Genomic DNA, 18,732 nt, shown 5'->3' with positions numbered 1-18,732 from the left:
TTTTAGATGGAAAATATCATCAAAAAGTTTAAAATTTCTAAAGGCGATCATTTCGATCTGAAAGATCACGCTACCGATTACACCGCAGGTTATAAAAAAGAGGATGCCGAAGCGATATTAGCGGATTTGATAGAAAAAATATCGGCCCTGCAAACCGAACTTTACGCCGAGAACAAACATGCCTTGCTTATTATTTTCCAGGCGATGGATGCAGCGGGTAAGGATAGCGCAATTGCGCACACCATGTCGGGCTTAAACCCGCAGGGCTGCCAGGTGTACAGCTTTAAACAACCATCGGCCGAAGACCTTGACCATGATTTTTTGTGGCGGCACTACAAAGCCCTGCCCGAACGCGGCAGAATAGGCATACATAACCGATCGCACTACGAAAATGTGCTGGTTTGCAAGGTACACCCGCAAATTGTAATTGACCAGCGCATACCCGGAATTGATACTCTTAGCCAAATTACCGACGATTTTTGGGATGAACGTTATAACAGCATCCGTAATTTTGAAACTCATTTAACCGGGAACGGTACTACTATTGTGAAGTTTTTTTTAAACGTATCTAAAGACGAACAGAAGGCGCGCTTTTTAAAACGGATAGACAAGACGGATAAACACTGGAAATTTTCGTCGGCCGATATTGCAGAGCGGCAATACTGGAACGATTATATGGCGGCCTACAAAACCGCTATTAACCAAACTGCCACCAACCAGGCACCCTGGTACGTTATACCGGCAGACAACAAGTGGTTTACGCGCATAGCCATATCAACCATTGTGTTACAGGTTTTGGAGGATATGAAACTGAAATACCCGGTGCTGGATAAAACCGAAAAAGACAAGTTAACAGAGGCCGCCAAAATCCTTAAAAGCGAATAACAAAAAAACGGGATGTTGCCTAAGCAACACCCCGTTTAAACTAAACTAACAACCTATATGAAATACCATGTATATACTCACAAATCAATTACACTATGCCGTACATGGTAGCCCATACTATATATAGAAAACCCTTATTTCACAGAAATTTCGCGGGTTTGAATTTTAGCTTCTTCTTTTTTGGCTACGTTTAGTTTCAAAATACCATCGGTGTAGGTGGCGTCAATTTTTGTATAGTCTACACTTTCGGGCAAGGTAAATGTGCGGGTGAAGGCGTTATAGCTAAACTCCTTTTTGCTGTATTTTTTGTCGGTGCCTTCGGTTTCAGCTTTCTTTTCGGCAGATACAGTTAAGATGTTTTTTTCAACGCTGATTTTAAAATCCTCTTTGCTTAAACCCGGAGCGGCCAATTCAATATGGAACTCGTTTTCGGTTTCGGCAATGTTTACGGCAGGTGTTTTAGCGGTGAACCTTTCGCTTAAAAATGTATCGTTCAATATCGAATCAAATACATCGGTGAATAATGGGTTTAAACCATTGTTTTTTTGTCCGTTTGCAAATTTTACTAATGTCATTTTTATATCTCCTTAATTTTTTGTTTTATTATCTTCGTATCTTGTTAATCAATTGATGTACCAATTGATTATTTTGCGCAAAACAGAACAAAATAACAGAACAGCAAGACATTTTGTCGTGCAGGAATTTTTATTAAAGACATATTGACCGATTATGACCCCAAATATTGCCCACTTTAAGTATACCACCCCTATCCACATCCGTTTTTCGGATATGGATGCCTTTGGCCACGTTAACAATGCTGTGTACCTAACCTATTTCGAAATAGCCCGCGGCAACTACTGGCGCAATATTATTGAGTGGGACTGGAACGAAATGGGCATTATCCTCGGTCGCTCCGAAATTGATTACCGCAAACCCATCACCTTAGATGATGAAATTAAATGCTATGTACGCACATCGCGAGTGGGAAATAGCAGTTTTGATGTAGAATATATTTTGGTAAAAATAGTTGACGGCAAAGAAGACATTTGCACCACAGGCAAAACCGTTTGCATCAGCTACGATTACAAAGCCGGAAAATCAAGCCCGATACCAAAGAAACAACGCGACAACATGATTGCCTATGATGAGCCAAGGCTGATTATGAATAGTAATTGATGGAAGATGTTTCAGGTAAGATGGAAGATGTAAAAATCGGTGTGATTGAAAAAATACAATTAAAAACCATGTCGTTGCGAGCGATAGCGTGGCAATCGCACGTATAACGGCAAAATATGCAGGACGAACATGCCTCTGTGCGATTGCTTCGTACCTCGCAAAGACAGTTTTTACTTCTACCTTACGTCGTACTCTTTCCCATAAAAACATCTTCCATCTTACCTATTCCATCTTACATCCCTAAAATATCTTTCCCGGATTCAAAATTCCGTTCGGATCAAATACCCCCTTAATCCCCCTCATCAGCGCCAGGTTTATATCCGGATATTTAATGGGCATAAATTCGCGTTGCACCAGGCCGATGCCGTGTTCACCGGATATTGTGCCGCCTAACGATACCGTTAGCTCGAAAACCTCGCGGATGCCGTCTTTCAATTTGGTGTTCCAGTCTTCGTCGCTCATACCTGCTTTGATGATATTGACGTGCAAGTTTCCGTCGCCGGCGTGGCCATAGCAAACAGATTCGAAGCCATACTTCGCTCCTATTTCTTTAATTCCTTTTATCAAAGCCGGTAGTTCGGCTCGGGGCACTACGGTATCTTCTTCCTTATAAATTGAGTTTGATTTTACCGATACACCCATAATGCGGCGCATGTTCCAAAGCTCTTCCTTTTGTGCCGATGAATCGGCAAAGAGGATGTCTTTACATTCAAATTCTTCGAGGGCGGTGTTTATCTTTTCACATTCGGAAAAAATCACGTCGGCGTTATTGCCGTCAACTTCTATCAGCAAATAAGCCGCTATGCCATCCTGTAGGGCAAAGTTTATGTTATCGTGTTCAATAACCCATTCTACTCCGCGGCGTTCCATAAATTCTACCGTTGATGGAATAACGCCCGCCCTAAAAATTGCCGATACCGCGCCGCAAGCCTGCTCGTTAGTAGTAAACGAAGCCAGCATCAGCACATTTTGTGTTGGTTTAGGTATAAGTTTAACCACTATTTTGGTTACAATACCCAGGGTGCCTTCCGAGCCTATCATCAATTGGGTAAGGTTATAGCCCGATGCATATTTGAGGGTATTGGCGCCCGTCCATATCACTTCGCCTGTAGGCAAAACCACTTCGAGGTTTAACACATACTCGCGGATGGTGCCATATTTTACCACACGCGGCCCGCCGGAACAATTGGCTACGTTGCCGCCAATAAAGCAACTGCCTTTGCTTGCCGGGTCAACCGGGTAAAGCAGGCCTTTTTCTTCAACGGCGTTCATAAATACTTGGGTTATTACACCGGGTTCAACGGTGGCTTGCAGGTTACGCTCATCAATATTGATGATTTGGTTAAAGTTTTCCATTGATATAACCAGCCCGGCATTTACAGCCAGTGCGCCTCCGCTTAAACCGGTGCCCGCGCCGCGCGGCGTAACCGGTATAAAATGCTCATTACACAGTTTTAATAGCTGCGCTATCTGTTCTGTTGTTTGCGGACGGGCTACTACCTGCGGGAAATACCGCAGATCTTCGGTTTCGTCGTGACTGTATTTTTCCAGATCATTGCGATTGGTATATACAAAGGCCTCTCCTGCTATATTGCGTATTTGCCTAACAATATCGTCGCTGATGCTATTGAAGGTCGTCATTAGGTTTGTGGTAGGTTATTTGGATAAACGAAGCCGCAACCTCGCCGGCCAAAGGTGGGTTTTGCTTGGTGATGCTTACTTTGATGATTTCCGCAAAGGTATAAGCAACCTTAACCCTGTCGATAATGCCTTGTACTACAGTTTCCAGCAGTTTGCGGGTATGGCACATTTCGGTATCAACCATCGCGTAAAGCTGTTCGTAATTAATGGTATGGGCAATCTCATCATCACTATAATGGTGTTGCTGCGGAAATTCTACAGACACATCAATTATAAAATGATTACCTAAAACCTGCTCTTCGGGGTAAAAACCGTGATAGGCAAAAAATTTAACGCCCTGCAATGCCACTTTAACCATGAGGCCAAAGTTAGGCAAAAGCCTTTTAAACCCCTAATAGTAGAAAGCCCCCTAACCCCCTAAAGGGGGAACTACTTGTAGGTTAGCTATAGTACTCAATTAGTGTGCATTTTATCACAATATAACTTTAGCGCGTTTAAACGCTATTGTTTAATGAGGATGATTTGTCGAGATTTGTTATATACAACAACCCGTAGTTATGCCTAAAACCGACCAATACCAAGCTCCCGATTATTATTTGCTTGACGAATTGCTTACCGACGAGCATAAACTGATACGGCAAACTGCCAGGGATTGGGTTAAAAAAGAGCTAAGCCCCATAATTGAGGAATATGCACAAAAGGCCCAATTTCCCAAACAGTTGTTGAAGGGCCTGGCCGAAATTGGCGCTTTTGGCCCAACCGTACCAACCGAATATGGCGGGGCCGGTTTAGATTATATTGCCTACGGTATAATTATGCAGGAAATTGAACGCGGCGATTCGGGAATACGCTCTACGGCTTCGGTGCAGGGTAGTTTGGTGATGTACCCTATTTGGGCCTATGGATCGGAAGATCAAAAAATGAAATACCTGCCCAAATTAGCTACAGGCGAACTGATGGGTTGCTTTGGTTTAACCGAGCCCGACCATGGTTCGGACCCGGGAGGTTTAACTACTAACTTTAAGGATGCAGGCGACCATTATATATTAAACGGCGCTAAAATGTGGATATCGAACGCCCCCTTTGCCGATATTGCCATTGTATGGGCGAAAAACGAGAGCGGCAAAATACAGGGCTTAATTGTGGAACGTGGCATGGAAGGCTTTAGCACGCCCGAAACGCATAACAAGTGGTCGTTACGGGCATCGGCAACCGGTGAGTTGGTATTTGATAACGTAAAGGTGCCAAAGGAAAACCTTTTGCCCAACGTAACCGGTTTAAAAGGACCGTTAGGTTGCTTAAACCAGGCCCGCTACGGCATAGCCTGGGGAGCTTTGGGTTGCGCTATGGATTGTTACTACACCGCTTTGCGCTATGCCAAACAACGGCAGCAGTTTGGAAAGCCTATTGCAGGCTTTCAACTACAACAAAAAAAACTGGCCGAAATGATTACCGAAATAACCAAGGCGCAGTTGTTAGTATGGCGGTTAGGCATGTTAAAAAACAACAATCGGGCTACGGCGGCGCAAATATCAATGGCTAAACGCAACAGTGTTGAAACTGCAATTACCATTGCGCGCGAGGCGCGCCAAATGTTAGGCGGCATGGGCATTACAGGCGAATACTCAATTATGCGGCATATGATGAATTTAGAATCGGTGATAACGTATGAGGGAACGCACGACATTCACTTACTTATTACTGGTATGGATATTACAGGCGAGGATGCTTTCAAGTGAAAAATATTGCCCAAAAACAAACTAATTTTATAATAATAATAATTGACTAACTACTGCAAAAAGCTATATTTGATAATTAATTAAGATTAATGCCCTATATTACCGGAGACTATCGTTATCTGCACAAAAATTATCATCCTATTTTTTGTGCGATTACGTGTCTAATAATTTTTCTTTTAACCTCCTGCGATAAAAAATCGCATACGTCTGCTCCTGATCTCAGCGCCATATTTGATAATACAAACAGCATTTACGATACCAACCCAACCCGCGCAATACGCTATATGGATTCGGCAATGGCAAAACAAAAAAACGTTAGCATTCCTGATCAGGTTGAATATTACCGGATGCACTTTTATTATAACGATCAAAATACAAAAGATTATAATAAAGCTTTGCTATACACCGATAGTATGCAAAACCTTATAGAGGTTACTCAAAGCGAAAAAAAATATGCTAAACAATATAGTGTGGCTGCATTTTCAAAAGGAGATGTGCTTTTTAAAATGGGTAAGTTTTCGGATGCGTACCGTTGTTATTACCAGGGTAAAAAAATTGGCAGCAGTAGTTTTGATAGCTGTACCATGGGCGAATACAGCTACCACATGGGTATGATAATGTATAAGCAAGAACATTATAAACAAGCTGCCAGCCATTTTATACAAAGCTTTAACGAAAGCAAAACCTGTACTGATAATTTTGCAACCTTCTATCGCAACCAGGAATTGTTAGATAATGCTGCTTTAAGCTACCACAGAGCCGGGATGTTAAGCGAGGCAGAAAGCTACTACCAAAGGACCCTGGAATATATTAAAACGGAGGGCGCAAAATACAGTTCCAAAACCCGCATCATGGAGGTTTCACTAAGCGTGGTTTATGGCAATTTGGCGGGTTTATATTTAGAAAAAAACAACTTTGCCAAGGCAGAACCCTTATTAAAAAAGAGTATTGAAACTAATTTAAAAAAGGGCAATGATAACCGCGATGCCGAGTTAACTGAACTAAAACTGGCACATTTGTATATTGACGCCCACAAACCTGCTTTATTATATAACCTGCTCAAAAATATAAGGGCACAGTTAGATAGTGTGAAAAACATAGACGCCGAGGTGGACTGGAATTACCTAATGGCCGACTATTACAAAAAAACAAACGACCTTAAAAAAGCACTTTATTACTTTGATGCTTATGATGAGATTAAAGATTCGGTAACCAACGCAAACCGCAAACTGAAGGAGAGCGACTTTAATCAACAATTTAAAGATCTGGAGGACCAATCAACAATAAAAACTTTAAGGAGCGACAACAAGGTACAGCATATGTATTTAATTGTGGCGCTGGTTTATGCTATAATGGCGCTGATTATTATTTTGCTGATATTTTTAAACTGGAGAAGATCGAAAAACAGTGTAAAAACCTTGAGCGACCTTAACAAAAAAGTTAATGAACAAAAGTTACAGTTAGAAAAATCGTTAGCAGAACTGGAAAAGAACGGGCACGAGAAAGACCGTATATTAAGAGCCGTATCGCACGATTTGCGTAACCCTATTGGTGGTATTGCATCGTTAACAGCCATGATGCTAATGGAAGAAGGCCTTGACAGTGAACAGATAGAACTTTTAAACCTGATACAAGCCACTACCAATAACTCGTTAGAGCTTATCAATGAGATACTGGAGGCTACAACTACACTATCGGCAAAAACTTTAAACAAACAATATGTTGATATTAACGTACTGTTAACCCATAGTGTTGAATTGTTGAGGTTTAAAGCCGCCGAAAAAAACCAGAAAATAATGCTGGACGTACTTGAAGATCCGGAAGAATTATATATAAGCCGCGAAAAAATTTGGCGCGTGCTTAGCAACTTAATTAGCAACGCCATTAAATTTAGCCCCAACGGTGCGGTTATTACTGTAAAGGTTTTTTTAGAGAACGACAATATCAAAATATCAGTTAACGACCACGGAATAGGCATTCCTGATAAAATTAAGGACCAGGTGTTTCACATGTTTACCGAAGCTAAACGGCCCGGCACATTGGGCGAAAAATCATTTGGTTTGGGCCTATCAATATCCAAACAAATAGTTGAGAGCCATAACGGTGAAATATGGTTTGATAGCGACCCCAGCAACGGAACTACTTTTTACGTGCGGTTAAAAAAACAACCAGCAAAAAAAAACCGCCTCAAATTGCTTTGAGACGGCCATTTTGGGAAATCAACAATTAAAATCTACCACCTCTTCCTGTTCTGCTATCGTTATCTCCCCTGTTGTTATCGTTACCACGGGAGTTTTGGTTGTTATTTTGCTGACGATCGTTTCTGTTATCGAAGCGTCCGCGGTCATCATTTCGTTGGCCATCTCTCCTGTTATCATTATTTCTAAATCCGTTATCATTACCTCTAAAACGGTTGTCATTATCTCTAAAACGGTTACCGTTATCTCTAAACCTGTTATCAAAACCATCTCTATCAGCATATACCCTGCTGCGGTCGTCTCGGTAATTCCAGTCTCTGCGGCCGTCAAACCCACCATATCGTGCCCTGTAAACATCGTTATGCATGTATGGGCGTGGTTCGTTTACGGCAAACCTACGTGCATGTTGCCAATCGTAATCATGGTACCTACCGGGTAGGTAAGCGGCCGATACCCATGAGCCACCATCCTGGTAAAAGTAACATTGTTGCCCAACCGAGTAATAAGCTTCCACTTCGGGCAGGTAATAAAAATCAGAATCATAAGCCGGGGCAATAACTACTGGCCTTGAGCCTAAATGAATGTTAAAATGAACACCTATTTGTGCGTTAGCAGTTTGATAAACTAAACCGCTCATTATTATTGCTGCTGATACTAAGGTTAACTTTTTCATGATCGTTGTTTTGATGTGAGTGATACTTTTGGAAGGATTGTTTGTTAGTTTTTGGTTTCTTCCGCTTATCGTTTTTTGTTGTTGTTTTATATATCTATGACGGTGTTTTAACCAATAGGTTTAATTAAAATAAACTATTATATTGTTAAAAATACCATGTTAAAAATATAAATTTTAAAAAATAGACTTTTTCAAAATTAAATTCTAAAAAACACAATACTATGCATGCATAATAAAATATTGTTCGGATAGAATATCAAATAATTATTTTCTGTTTTTTTAAAGCGGGAGTTTTATTAAACCAAAGCTTAACCATAAACGTATATGAGTGAACTAACATCATCCCCTATGCATAAAATAGATACGTTTAAAGGCTTGTGTAACTCCATTAATTTAAAGCGGCTTTTTTTTATAGCAGGCTTTATTGTTTCAAGCAGCAATATTACTATTGCCCAAACATACCAACCGCAAACAGGGGTAATTACCGATACAACTGCCAATAAAACAAAGGTAACGCGCACCATCAATCAAAATTTTGATAACATCTATCTGCAAAACGCAAGGGTGGCAAGCTTTGGCAACGAGTACGGCAACCCGGTGCCTACCAGCCTGGTGGCAGATTTAACCGGGAATTTTGTATTGTTTAGCACGCCAAAATCGCGGTTTGCGTTTATATTTAACCCCAGGGTAAAGTTGCGCCTGTTAAATACACCGGGCGCGCCGGTAAAATCGCCCAGTTATATGCCGGGTGGTACGTTATATTACAGGCTTAACCGCAATTACTACCAGCCGTCGTTTATTTCGGTAGCTTATTCGCACCATTCTAACGGCATACGGGGGCCAACATTAAACCCCAACGGTACCTTTAATACCGATAGCGGTAAGTTTACAACTAACTTTTATACGCTGGCTTATACGCACGGCAAACGCGTTGACCATAAAAACACCATAAGCAACCGCTACGAAAGCCTGGGCCTTGAGTTACATGCCGCCTTAATTGGCCTGGGCTATGCCCGCGCGCTTAAAGACAAATATGGCTTTGTGCGGGTTAATGGTAGCTGGATGTACAACTTATCAAAAGCGCAGCCCGATGCTATTAAGCCCGACACGCGAACATTTAATAACTGGATGCGCCTGCAAATTGATTTTATGTATATTATGGATACCTACAATAACTACAGCTTTACCGATTATAAAAAAAGGCTGAATATTGGCGCAACGTACTATTATCAGTTTCCGTTTATGCAAAATGTAGCACTGATGTTTGGCGGCGGCTACCGCGGGCAAGACGATTATAATATGTCATTCCAAAACAGTTACACTTATATAACAGTGGGCGTGGCAGCCGGGGTATCATTTGGGTTTCACCATCAATAACCTAACGGTGCAGCAAAAAAAATAGCGATGAGTAAAACTCAACGCTATTTTTATATTTCTAAAAAAATTGATTATTTGTTAGTTGCCCAACTCGCTCATAAACTTAATGCGCATTAGCTGCATTTCTTCGCGGGTATATTCGTTGGGGCCAAGCTCAACCAATGCATCATCTATGGAGTCGATCTCGCTCGATTTAAAGTAATCAAATACCTCTTCCTGCCTGTCTTCATCAATCATCTCGTCAATATAGTAATTGAGGTTTAACTTGGTGCCCGAGTTCACTATCGATTCCACTTCGCGAATAATATCTTCGTAACTGATACCCTTTGAATTGGCAATATCTTCGAGCGATAAGTGGCGGTCGATATTTTGGATAATGTAAACCTTTAATGCCGATTTATTGGCCGCACTTTTAATCACCATATCAATAGGGCGGTCTATATCGTGCTCCTCAACATATTTTTTAATGAGATCGATAAAAGGAGCGCCAAATTTTAAGGCTTTGCCTGCGCCAACGCCCGATATTTGCTTCAACTCTTCGATGTTGATTGGGTAATGCGTACACATTTCCTCTAACGATGGGTCCTGAAAGATAACGAAAGGCGGTAAACCCTTTTGTTTAGCAATTTTTTTACGCTGGTCTTTCAACATCTGCAAAAGCACGGTATCCAGTGCGCCGGTTCCGCTTTTCGGCCCGTCTTCACCATCATCGTCGTCTGTAGAACCCATTGGCCTGTTCAATACATAACGTAACGAATGCGGGTTATCAATAAAAGCATTGCCCGATTTGGTTAAACGCAGTAAGCCATATTGATCTATATCTTTAGATACAAAATTATTAAGCAAAGCCTGGCGCATTAATGAGTTCCAAAGGTTTTCGCCTTCTTCTTTTCCCGAACCAAATTCTTCTATCAGGTGGTGCTCGTAATTGTGTATCTGCGGGTTATCAACTCCCATTAAAACGCTGATGATGTGATGGTCGTCAAACTTTTCGCCCAATTTTTTCATCAGGCTTAAAGCCTTGTGCAAAGGTGCTTCGGCATCAAAATGTTGTTTGGTTGCGCTGCAGTTATCGCACATGCAATTACAGCCGGCCTCGTTAAAGTTTTCGCCAAAATAATGGAGTATCTGCTTACGGCGGCACACGGCCGATTCGGCATAATCAATAACTTCCTTTAATATCTGTGTACCTATTTCCCTTTCGGCCACAGGCTTATCTTTCATAAACTTTTGCAGCTTGTCAATATCTTTTTCGCTGTAAAAAGCAAGGCAAACGCCCTCGCCGCCATCGCGTCCGGCCCTACCGGTTTCCTGGTAATAGCCCTCCATGCTTTTAGGCACATCGTGGTGTATTACGTAACGAACATCGGGCTTATCAATACCCATACCAAAGGCAATAGTTGCCACAATAACGTCAACATCCTCCATCAAAAACCTATCCTGGGTATCGGCGCGCACCTTGGCATCCAGGCCGGCATGGTAAGGTAATGCTTTAACGCCGTTTAACGATAGTGCTTCGGCAACCTCTTCTACTTTTTTGCGGCTCAGGCAATAAATAATACCCGATTTTCCCTGGTGCTGCTTAACAAACCGTACTATCTCTTTTAAAACCTGGCGCTTGGCCCTAACCTCATAAAAAAGGTTACCCCGGTTAAACGACGATTTGTAAATGGTTGCATTATTCATTTGCAGGTTTTTTTGAATGTCCTGCTGCACTTTGGGTGTTGCTGTAGCTGTTAAAGCTATAATTGGTATATTATCGCCAATGTTACTAATTACCTGACGGATTTTGCGGTACTCGGGCCTAAAATCATGCCCCCACTCGGATATACAATGCGCTTCGTCTACAGCCACAAACGACACCTGATTTAAACGCAAAAAATCAATGTTCTCTTGCTTGGTTAGCGATTCGGGAGCAACATAGAGGAGTTTGGTTTTGCCCGAAAGAACATCCTCCTTAACCTTGGTTATTTCGGACTTGGTTAAAGACGAATTTAAAAAATGTGCAATGCTGTCTGATCCTCCAAAGGCCCTGAGCTGGTCTACCTGGTTTTTCATTAAAGCAATAAGGGGCGAAATAACAATGGCCATCCCGTCGGTCATTAATGCTGGTAATTGGTAACACATGGACTTACCACCGCCCGTTGGCATGATAACAAAAGTATCGTTGCCAGATAATATGTTGGTTATTATAGCTTCTTGCTCTCCCTTGAAGTTGTCGAATCCAAAAAAATTCTGAAGATTATCGAACAGTGACTTCTTCGTTTCAATCATTATGATAAAATTATGCGAGATATGTAAAAAAAATTAAAGATCAAAATAACAAAAAAATTTAAAGAAATGACACTTAAAGTTTACTTTTTTAAACAGATATGATATTGAAAGTATAATGTACGAATAAGTTTTATATAATGTTCCCTTTTTTTTAAAATATTTTTAGCATTAGTTCTCCGTAGTTTCAAAAATATTATTCAATTTCACCCACGCAAGTACCATTCAAAAATTGCATAACAAATATGAATAGTAACAATTACGCCATTATTATGGCCGGAGGTATAGGAAGCCGTTTTTGGCCAATCAGCAGAACCTCACACCCCAAACAATTTATTGACATATTGGGCACAGGTAAAACATTGATACAACAAACGTATGATCGCTTTTTAAAAGTATGCCCAAAGGAAAATATTTACGTTGTTACCAACGAAATATATACCGACCTGGTTAAAACACAATTGCCGGATATGGCCGACGGGCAGATATTGACAGAACCTGTAATGCGCAACACCGCACCCTGCGTAGCATACGGCTGTTTTAAAATTGAAAGCCTTAACCCCGATGCCGCAATTGTAATTGCCCCATCGGACCATTTAATTTTAGATGAGCAGGGTTTTGTAAATACAATTGAAAAATCGTTGGCAACAGCAAGCACGCATGGTTGTTTGGTAACTTTAGGTATCAAACCATCAAGGCCGGATACCGGATACGGCTATATACAGTATACTGATAAAATTATTGACGGCGATTTCCATAAAGTAAAAACCTTTACCGAGAAGCCAACGATAGAAATAGCTAAAACATTTATACAAAGCGGCGACTTTTTATGGAATGCCGGGATATTTATATGGTCGGCTAAGGCGATACTGGAATCGTTTAAAAAATATTTGCCCGAGATAAACGACATTTTTGCTGATGCCAAATCGGTTTATAACACAACCGACGAGAAACCTTACATTCACAATGCCTACCAGCAGTGTACCAATATATCGATAGATTACGGTATTATGGAAAAGGCCGACAATGTATATGTACTCCCGTCGGAATTTGGCTGGAGCGATTTAGGAACCTGGGCATCTATTTACCAACTTGCCGAAAAAGATTATGTAGGCAATGCCGTTATCCCTGCCGAAAAGGTTATCATGTACGATTCATCAAATTGTATGGTTAATGTACCTGCCGATAAACTGGTTATACTAAAAGGCCTGCATGATTTTATAGTAGTAGAATCAAACAATACTCTATTGATTTGCCCACGCGAAGACGAACAAAACGTTAAAAAAGTAGTAGCCGACGTAAAGCAAAAGTTTGGAACGAAGTATATTTAAAGAAGACTCAAGAGGCAAGAATCAAGACTCAAGACAAAAATGACCTTTAGTAAAATAAAACAGGCAAGAATCCAGATATTGTTTTAATCATCTTGATTCTTGCCTCTTGATTCTTGATTCTCTCTTTAACCCCTCCTCTGCCTGATGGCTTCGTATAAAATAACGCCGGTTGATACCGATACGTTGAGGGATTCTATCTGGCCGTACATAGGTATTTTGGCCAGATGATCGGCCATGCGGATAATTTCGTTGCTTACGCCGTCGTCTTCCCCTCCCATTATAATGGCTGTGGGTGCGGTGTAATCGGGCGCATAAATATAATCCTGGGTTTTTTCGGTGCAGCAAACTATTTGCAGGCCCGATGCCTGTAAAAACCTGGCGGTTTGCAGCAAACTGCTCTCGCGGCAAACCGGAATGTTGTATAACGCCCCTGCGGATGTTTTAATGGTATCTGGATTAATTTGTGCCGTACCTTTTGACGGAACTACGATGGCATGCACACCGGCACATTCGGCAGTGCGGGCAATGGCACCTACGTTGCGCACATCGGTAACGCCATCTAAAATAAGTATCAAGGGCACCTCTCCCCTTTCAAACACCATAGGGATGATGTCTTCAATTTTTTGGTAGGTAATTGGCGATATAACAGCGATAACCCCCTGGTGATTTTTAAGTGTTATCCGGTTTAGTTTTTCTACAGGTACCTGCTGCGATTCTATCTTGTATTCGGTTAATAAGGTTCTGAGTTCGTAAATTAATTCGCCGCCAAGGCCACGCTGAATAAAGAGCGATTCGATATCCTTTCCCGATTTTATAGCCTCTATAACGGCCCGGATACCAAACACCATCTGGTTGTATTCGCGCTTGGGCTCCCTGTTGTTAAAACTCATAATTTACTGCTGTATAAGTCAGCAAAATTAGCATATTAATTGGTTTCGGGGTAGTTATACTTAAACTTAGCATTGGTTTTTTAAAAGTAATTAACATTATGTAGGGTTATTAACATTAAGGTTAAATGCTTAATAATGAATGGTGCTTTTATTTTTATCAACACTTAATTAACAACGGCTGTTAATTACAATCAACACTAAAAATATATTTTTTTTCATTATCCACATTTTCCATTTTTATAAAAATTAGCATTGTTAGCAACATTGCAGCCGTTGCCAAACCTTTTTGTATATTTTTGTACAAATGATTTTTGAGAACGAGAACCAGGCAGGCAAACCCAATTTTACAGGTGAAAGACGCAGCAGATTTAGCAGTACGGTACAAAATGGAGTAGGAAAATTACCCCCGCAAGCAACTGATTTAGAGGAGGCTGTACTGGGTGCACTGATGCTGGAAAAGGATGCCCTATCATCGGTTATTGATATACTAAAACCCGAGGTTTTTTACCGGGATAGCCACCAAAAAATATTTCAGGCTATACGCGTTTTGTTCGAAAAAACGTCGCCGGTTGATATTTTAACCGTTACCGCCCAACTGCGTTTGCAGGGCGAACTTGAAATGATAGGCGGTGCCTATTACATTACCGAATTAACTAACCGCGTTGCTTCGGCGGCAAATATTGAGTATCACTCGCGTATTATAATTCAGAAGTATTTGCAGCGCGAACTCATCAGGATATCAACCGATGTTATTAATAGCGCCTACGAGGATACTACCGACGTTTTGGATTTGCTTGACAAGGCCGAAAAAGGTTTGTTTGATATAGCCCAAAATAACCTTCGCCGCGATTCGCGCAAAATGGATGATATTTTGCACGAAACGCTAAAAGAAATTGAAGCTTTAAAGGATAAAAAGGATGGTTTAACAGGTGTTGCATCCGGCTTTACCGATTTGGACAGGATGACATCGGGCTGGCAAAAATCAGATTTGGTTATTATTGCTGCCAGGCCGGCTATGGGTAAAACAGCATTTGTTTTAACCTGCGCACGCAATGCCGCGGTAGACTTTAACCGCCCGGTTGTAGTGTTCTCGCTCGAAATGTCGTCGGTGCAGTTGGTTAACCGTTTAATATCCGGGGAAACCCAAATTGAACAGGAAAAAATACGCAAGGGCCGCTTAGAAGAGTGGGAATGGGAACAGATACACTCTAAAATTGGCCGTTTAGAACAAGCACCGCTAATTATTGATGATACCCCGGGGCTTAATATATTTGAGTTTAGGGCTAAATGCCGCAGGCTAAAATCGCAGCACGATATACAGCTTATTATTATTGATTACCTGCAACTGATGCAGGGCAAGGCCGATGGTAAAAATGGTAACCGCGAGCAGGAAATTGGTAGTATATCGAGAGCATTAAAATCGGTAGCTAAGGAATTGAATGTACCGGTTATTGCACTATCGCAGTTAAGCCGGGCGGTTGAAAGCAGGCCAGGTGGTTCAAAAAGACCCATGTTATCGGATTTGCGCGAATCGGGTTCAATTGAGCAGGATGCGGATATGGTACTTTTCCTTTACCGCCCTGAGTATTACGGACTGGAGTTTGATGAAGATAATAACCCAACAGCAGGCGTAGGCGAGGTAATTATAGCCAAGCACCGTAACGGCGAAACAGGCCGCGTGCGCTTAAAATTTGTTGGCAAGTATGTTAAATTTACCGATTTAGATGATGGCCCTGATAACTTTGGCACGGGCGGCAGCGGCGCTCCAAGTCCGTTTGCAGGTTTGGCCCCATCTCAGGATTTTGATAAGCCGAGTAATTTTATCATCAGGCCATCAAAAATGAACGATGAAGAACCACCGTTTTAAGGCTGGTAAATAAAAACCGTATCATTGCGAACGATAACGTGGCAACCGCACGTAAAGCTTTGCGTTATGCAGGGAGAATATACCTCCGTGAGATTGCTTCGTGCCTCGCAACGACATCTTTATCGAGCTTTATATTCCAATTAAAATATAAAACCCAACGCAACCCCGATCACGATAATGAACGGGGTTTTTATTTTTGTGTATTTTAACAGCAGGAATGTTGCAACAATAATGCCGTTGGCTAACAAATTGATACCTACCGGCCTGTAAAGCAACAAAAAAGCTGTAGCCATAAAACCCACCGCTACGGCGTTAATACCGCTTAATGAGTTTTTTATGCGGGTTATTTTTTTCAAATCTTCCCAAAACGGAACGATGAATAGTATCAGTATCATGCCGGGCAGGTTAATACCTATTACGGCTACAACGCTACCCAATATTTGGCCGCCTATGCCGTAACCTTCGTTGCCCAAGGCTATGCCGCCTAAAAAAGATGTGAACGAAAATGTAGGGCCCGGCAAGGCTTGTTGCAACGCATAGCCCGACAAAAATTCGGTAGGGAGCAGGTAGTGTTTTACTTCAACAAACTCGGTGTACATTAAGGGTACCAATACCTGTCCGCCTCCAAAAATAAGGATGCCATTACGGTAAAAGTTTTCGAACAGGCGGATTGGTAAACTAAATGGCGATGTACGGTTAACAATGGCACCTAAAGCTGCAAACAACAATAAAATACCAATAAAATACGCCACCTTATTGGGGTTAACATTGGCAAAAAGCTTTACCCGCAATTCGTTTTCCTGCGGCTGAGTTTCCATCGCCGATGACAGTATGCCACCCATCATAATAAGGATAGGGAAAGCATAAGGGGTTTGCAAAATAAGCGTTGCTATAAGCGAGCCAATTGCCAGCATGGCACTCACCTTGGTTTTTATAAATTTATGCGCAAAATTAAAGGTTGCATAAGCCACTATACCTATGGCCACAGGTTGTATAAAACGCAGAATATCGTGAAACCTTTCGCGTGAAGCAAACATTTTAAAGCTTATTGCCGCCATGCACATAATGGATGCCGATGGCAGTATCCATATTAAAAACGTGATGATGGATAAGGGCAGGCCGCCAACCTTCCAGGCTATACCAATAAGGGTTTGGGTTGACGATGGGCCGGGCAATATCTGCGAAAGCGCATTAAGTTCCATCAACTCACTTTCGGTAATATAGCGGCGCTTATCTACAAACTCGCGCATCAATACTGCTATATGGGCCTGCGGCCCGCCGAATGATGTGAGTGTATAAAATAATACATCGCGCAGAAAGATGATTTTACGAGCCCCCCCGCCCCCTAAAGGGGGAGTATTTTGATTTGTGTTGTTTGTCAATTTCATAACAGCTATTTAACAACTAAACTTCCTCCCCCTTTAGGGGGCCGGGGGGTTTAATCGTCGTCCTCATCATCAAAACCCTTTAGCTGCATGTAAACACCTTGCAATTCCGAAAACGCATGGTTATCGCGGGCCGCTTTGGTTACCAGCATTCCTTTTTCGTAGGTGGCAATGGCATCGTCGGTACGGTTAAGGGCTTCGTATAGCTTGCCTAAGTGGTAATAAGTACCCACGTATTGAGGGTGGTTGTTTACTAGGTCCTCATAATACATTAAGGCCTTATCTGTTTCATTTAAACGCAAATATTCGGTTGCCAATGCATATTTTAAAAACTCATCGTTGGGTTCGTTCTTAAAAAAATCCAAAAGCTTATCTAATCGTGTCATCTCCATTTTTATCTCTGTCTTTTTTAGCTAAATTTGCTGTACCAATTTTTTTATGGAAACATCAAATAGCAGTAAATTATTCAAACAAATTAAGCTTGCTGCGCTTGTTGTTTCAAACCTATAATCAAAATATACCATGAAGATATTAGTTTGTATAAGCAACGTACCCGATACCACCACAAAAATAACTTTTACCGATAACAACACGCAATTTAATACAGCCGGAGTTCAGTTTATATTGAATCCTTACGATGAAATTGCTTTGGCACGCGCGGTTGAACTTAGCGAAGGCGGAAAAGGCACGGTTACTGTTATTAATGTTGGCGAAGTAAGTACCGAGCCCACCATACGCAAGGCACTGGCCATTGGTGCCGACGACGCCGTTAGGGTTAACGCCAAACCACATGATGCTTATTTTGTAGCCTACCAGGTTGCACAGTATGCCAAAGACAAAGGTTTTGACCTGATATTGACCGGGCGCGAATCGATAGATTACAATGGATCGAAGGTTGCCGCCATGTTGGGCGAATTTTTAGATATCCCATCCGTATCCATCATAAAAAAGCTGGATGTAGACGGCAGCAGCTCAACCGTTGAGCGCGAAATTGAAGGCGGTAAAGAAGTATTAACCATCCCCTTCCCTTTTGTAGCCGGTACAGCCGAAGGAGTTGCGGAGTGGAAAATACCAAACATGCGTGGCATTATGTCGGCCCGTACCAAGCCTTTAAATGTAATTGAGGCCGTTGAGGTTAAAACATTATCAGAAATTACGGGTTACGAAACCCCTGCCCCACGCGGCACGGTTAAATTAGTACCCGCCGATGATGCCGCCAAATTGATTGATTTACTGCACAGTGAGGCGCGGGTAATTTAAGGGAGTAATTGCGATGTGCGTAATGCGGTTACACCTCAA

16 protein-coding genes are annotated in these 18,732 nt (G+C 41.7%); 8 read left to right on the top strand and 8 right to left on the bottom strand.

Going from position 1 to position 18,732, the window contains the following annotated elements; all coding sequences use genetic code 11:
- Window positions 1-6 precede the first annotated feature (6 nt).
- Window positions 7-885, top strand: coding sequence for a polyphosphate kinase 2 family protein (locus BDD43_RS16325; RefSeq protein ID WP_121198674.1), 879 nt, complete (start codon window positions 7-9; stop codon window positions 883-885).
- Between the two features lie 134 nt (window positions 886-1,019).
- Here the strand turns inward: BDD43_RS16325 and BDD43_RS16320 are convergent, their stop codons facing one another.
- Entirely contained in the window at window positions 1,020-1,460 is a 441-nt protein-coding gene (locus BDD43_RS16320) for an Hsp20/alpha crystallin family protein (RefSeq protein ID WP_121198673.1), read from the bottom strand.
- A 154-nt stretch (window positions 1,461-1,614) separates the two neighbouring features.
- Here BDD43_RS16320 and BDD43_RS16315 point away from each other — a divergent pair, with 154 nt between their 5' ends.
- Window positions 1,615-2,061 carry an acyl-CoA thioesterase gene (locus BDD43_RS16315; RefSeq protein WP_121198672.1) on the top strand — a complete coding sequence of 149 codons (447 nt, stop codon included), beginning with the start codon at window positions 1,615-1,617 and terminating at the stop codon, window positions 2,059-2,061.
- A gap of 240 nt (window positions 2,062-2,301) precedes the next feature.
- Here the strand turns inward: BDD43_RS16315 and BDD43_RS16310 are convergent, their stop codons facing one another.
- Window positions 2,302-3,702, bottom strand: coding sequence for an FAD-binding oxidoreductase (locus BDD43_RS16310; RefSeq protein ID WP_121198671.1), 1,401 nt, complete (start codon window positions 3,700-3,702; stop codon window positions 2,302-2,304).
- Window positions 3,686-4,060: a dihydroneopterin aldolase gene (folB, locus tag BDD43_RS16305; RefSeq protein WP_121198670.1), complete on the bottom strand. Its 375-nt coding sequence runs from the start codon at window positions 4,058-4,060 to the stop codon at window positions 3,686-3,688. Before folB ends, BDD43_RS16310 begins: the two co-directional genes overlap by 17 nt.
- A 199-nt stretch (window positions 4,061-4,259) precedes the next feature.
- Here folB and BDD43_RS16300 point away from each other — a divergent pair, with 199 nt between their 5' ends.
- A complete protein-coding gene (locus BDD43_RS16300; protein ID WP_121198669.1) occupies window positions 4,260-5,441 on the top strand; it encodes an acyl-CoA dehydrogenase family protein in 1,182 nt (393 codons plus the stop codon).
- 296 nt (window positions 5,442-5,737) lie between these two features.
- A complete protein-coding gene (locus BDD43_RS16295; RefSeq protein ID WP_162847091.1) occupies window positions 5,738-7,642 on the top strand; it encodes a tetratricopeptide repeat-containing sensor histidine kinase in 1,905 nt (634 codons plus the stop codon).
- Window positions 7,643-7,667: 25 nt separating this feature from the next.
- Here BDD43_RS16295 and BDD43_RS16290 read toward each other — a convergent pair whose 3' ends face one another.
- Window positions 7,668-8,312, bottom strand: a complete 645-nt coding sequence (locus BDD43_RS16290; protein ID WP_121198667.1) for a hypothetical protein — start codon at window positions 8,310-8,312, stop codon at window positions 7,668-7,670.
- A 348-nt stretch (window positions 8,313-8,660) separates the two neighbouring features.
- On the opposite strand from BDD43_RS16290, the gene BDD43_RS16285 reads away from it, so the two are divergent.
- Window positions 8,661-9,689 (top strand): hypothetical protein, encoded by a 1,029-nt coding sequence (locus BDD43_RS16285; RefSeq protein ID WP_147425657.1) that lies wholly within the window; start codon window positions 8,661-8,663, stop codon window positions 9,687-9,689.
- A gap of 78 nt (window positions 9,690-9,767) precedes the next feature.
- Here BDD43_RS16285 and recQ read toward each other — a convergent pair whose 3' ends face one another.
- Window positions 9,768-11,960 (bottom strand): DNA helicase RecQ, encoded by a 2,193-nt coding sequence (recQ, locus tag BDD43_RS16280; RefSeq protein ID WP_121202005.1) that lies wholly within the window; start codon window positions 11,958-11,960, stop codon window positions 9,768-9,770.
- A gap of 245 nt (window positions 11,961-12,205) precedes the next feature.
- Here recQ and BDD43_RS16275 point away from each other — a divergent pair, with 245 nt between their 5' ends.
- Complete coding sequence (locus BDD43_RS16275) at window positions 12,206-13,291, top strand: mannose-1-phosphate guanylyltransferase (RefSeq protein ID WP_121198665.1); 1,086 nt, start codon at window positions 12,206-12,208, stop codon at window positions 13,289-13,291.
- Between the two features lie 125 nt (window positions 13,292-13,416).
- On the opposite strand, the gene rlmB is transcribed toward BDD43_RS16275, so the two are convergent.
- The gene (gene rlmB / locus BDD43_RS16270) at window positions 13,417-14,181 is read right to left on the bottom strand and encodes a 23S rRNA (guanosine(2251)-2'-O)-methyltransferase RlmB (protein ID WP_246001608.1); all 765 of its coding nucleotides are present in this window, start codon (window positions 14,179-14,181) and stop codon (window positions 13,417-13,419) included.
- A gap of 304 nt (window positions 14,182-14,485) precedes the next feature.
- Between rlmB and dnaB the strand changes: the two genes are divergently transcribed.
- Window positions 14,486-16,048, top strand: coding sequence for a replicative DNA helicase (gene dnaB, locus BDD43_RS16265; RefSeq protein WP_121198663.1), 1,563 nt, complete (start codon window positions 14,486-14,488; stop codon window positions 16,046-16,048).
- 140 nt (window positions 16,049-16,188) lie between these two features.
- Here the strand turns inward: dnaB and chrA are convergent, their stop codons facing one another.
- Complete coding sequence (gene chrA / locus BDD43_RS16260; protein ID WP_246001607.1) at window positions 16,189-17,436, bottom strand: chromate efflux transporter; 1,248 nt, start codon at window positions 17,434-17,436, stop codon at window positions 16,189-16,191.
- A 50-nt stretch (window positions 17,437-17,486) separates the two neighbouring features.
- Window positions 17,487-17,825 (bottom strand): tetratricopeptide repeat protein, encoded by a 339-nt coding sequence (locus BDD43_RS16255; protein WP_121198662.1) that lies wholly within the window; start codon window positions 17,823-17,825, stop codon window positions 17,487-17,489.
- A 130-nt stretch (window positions 17,826-17,955) separates the two neighbouring features.
- On the opposite strand from BDD43_RS16255, the gene BDD43_RS16250 reads away from it, so the two are divergent.
- The gene (locus tag BDD43_RS16250; RefSeq protein WP_121198661.1) at window positions 17,956-18,693 is read left to right on the top strand and encodes an electron transfer flavoprotein subunit beta/FixA family protein; all 738 of its coding nucleotides are present in this window, start codon (window positions 17,956-17,958) and stop codon (window positions 18,691-18,693) included.
- Window positions 18,694-18,732 lie beyond the last annotated feature (39 nt).

The organism is Mucilaginibacter gracilis (genome assembly GCF_003633615.1).
GTDB classification, from domain to species: domain Bacteria; phylum Bacteroidota; class Bacteroidia; order Sphingobacteriales; family Sphingobacteriaceae; genus Mucilaginibacter; species Mucilaginibacter gracilis.
Note: the sequence above shows the minus strand (reverse complement) of the source record. Positions and strands in the feature narration are given on the sequence as shown.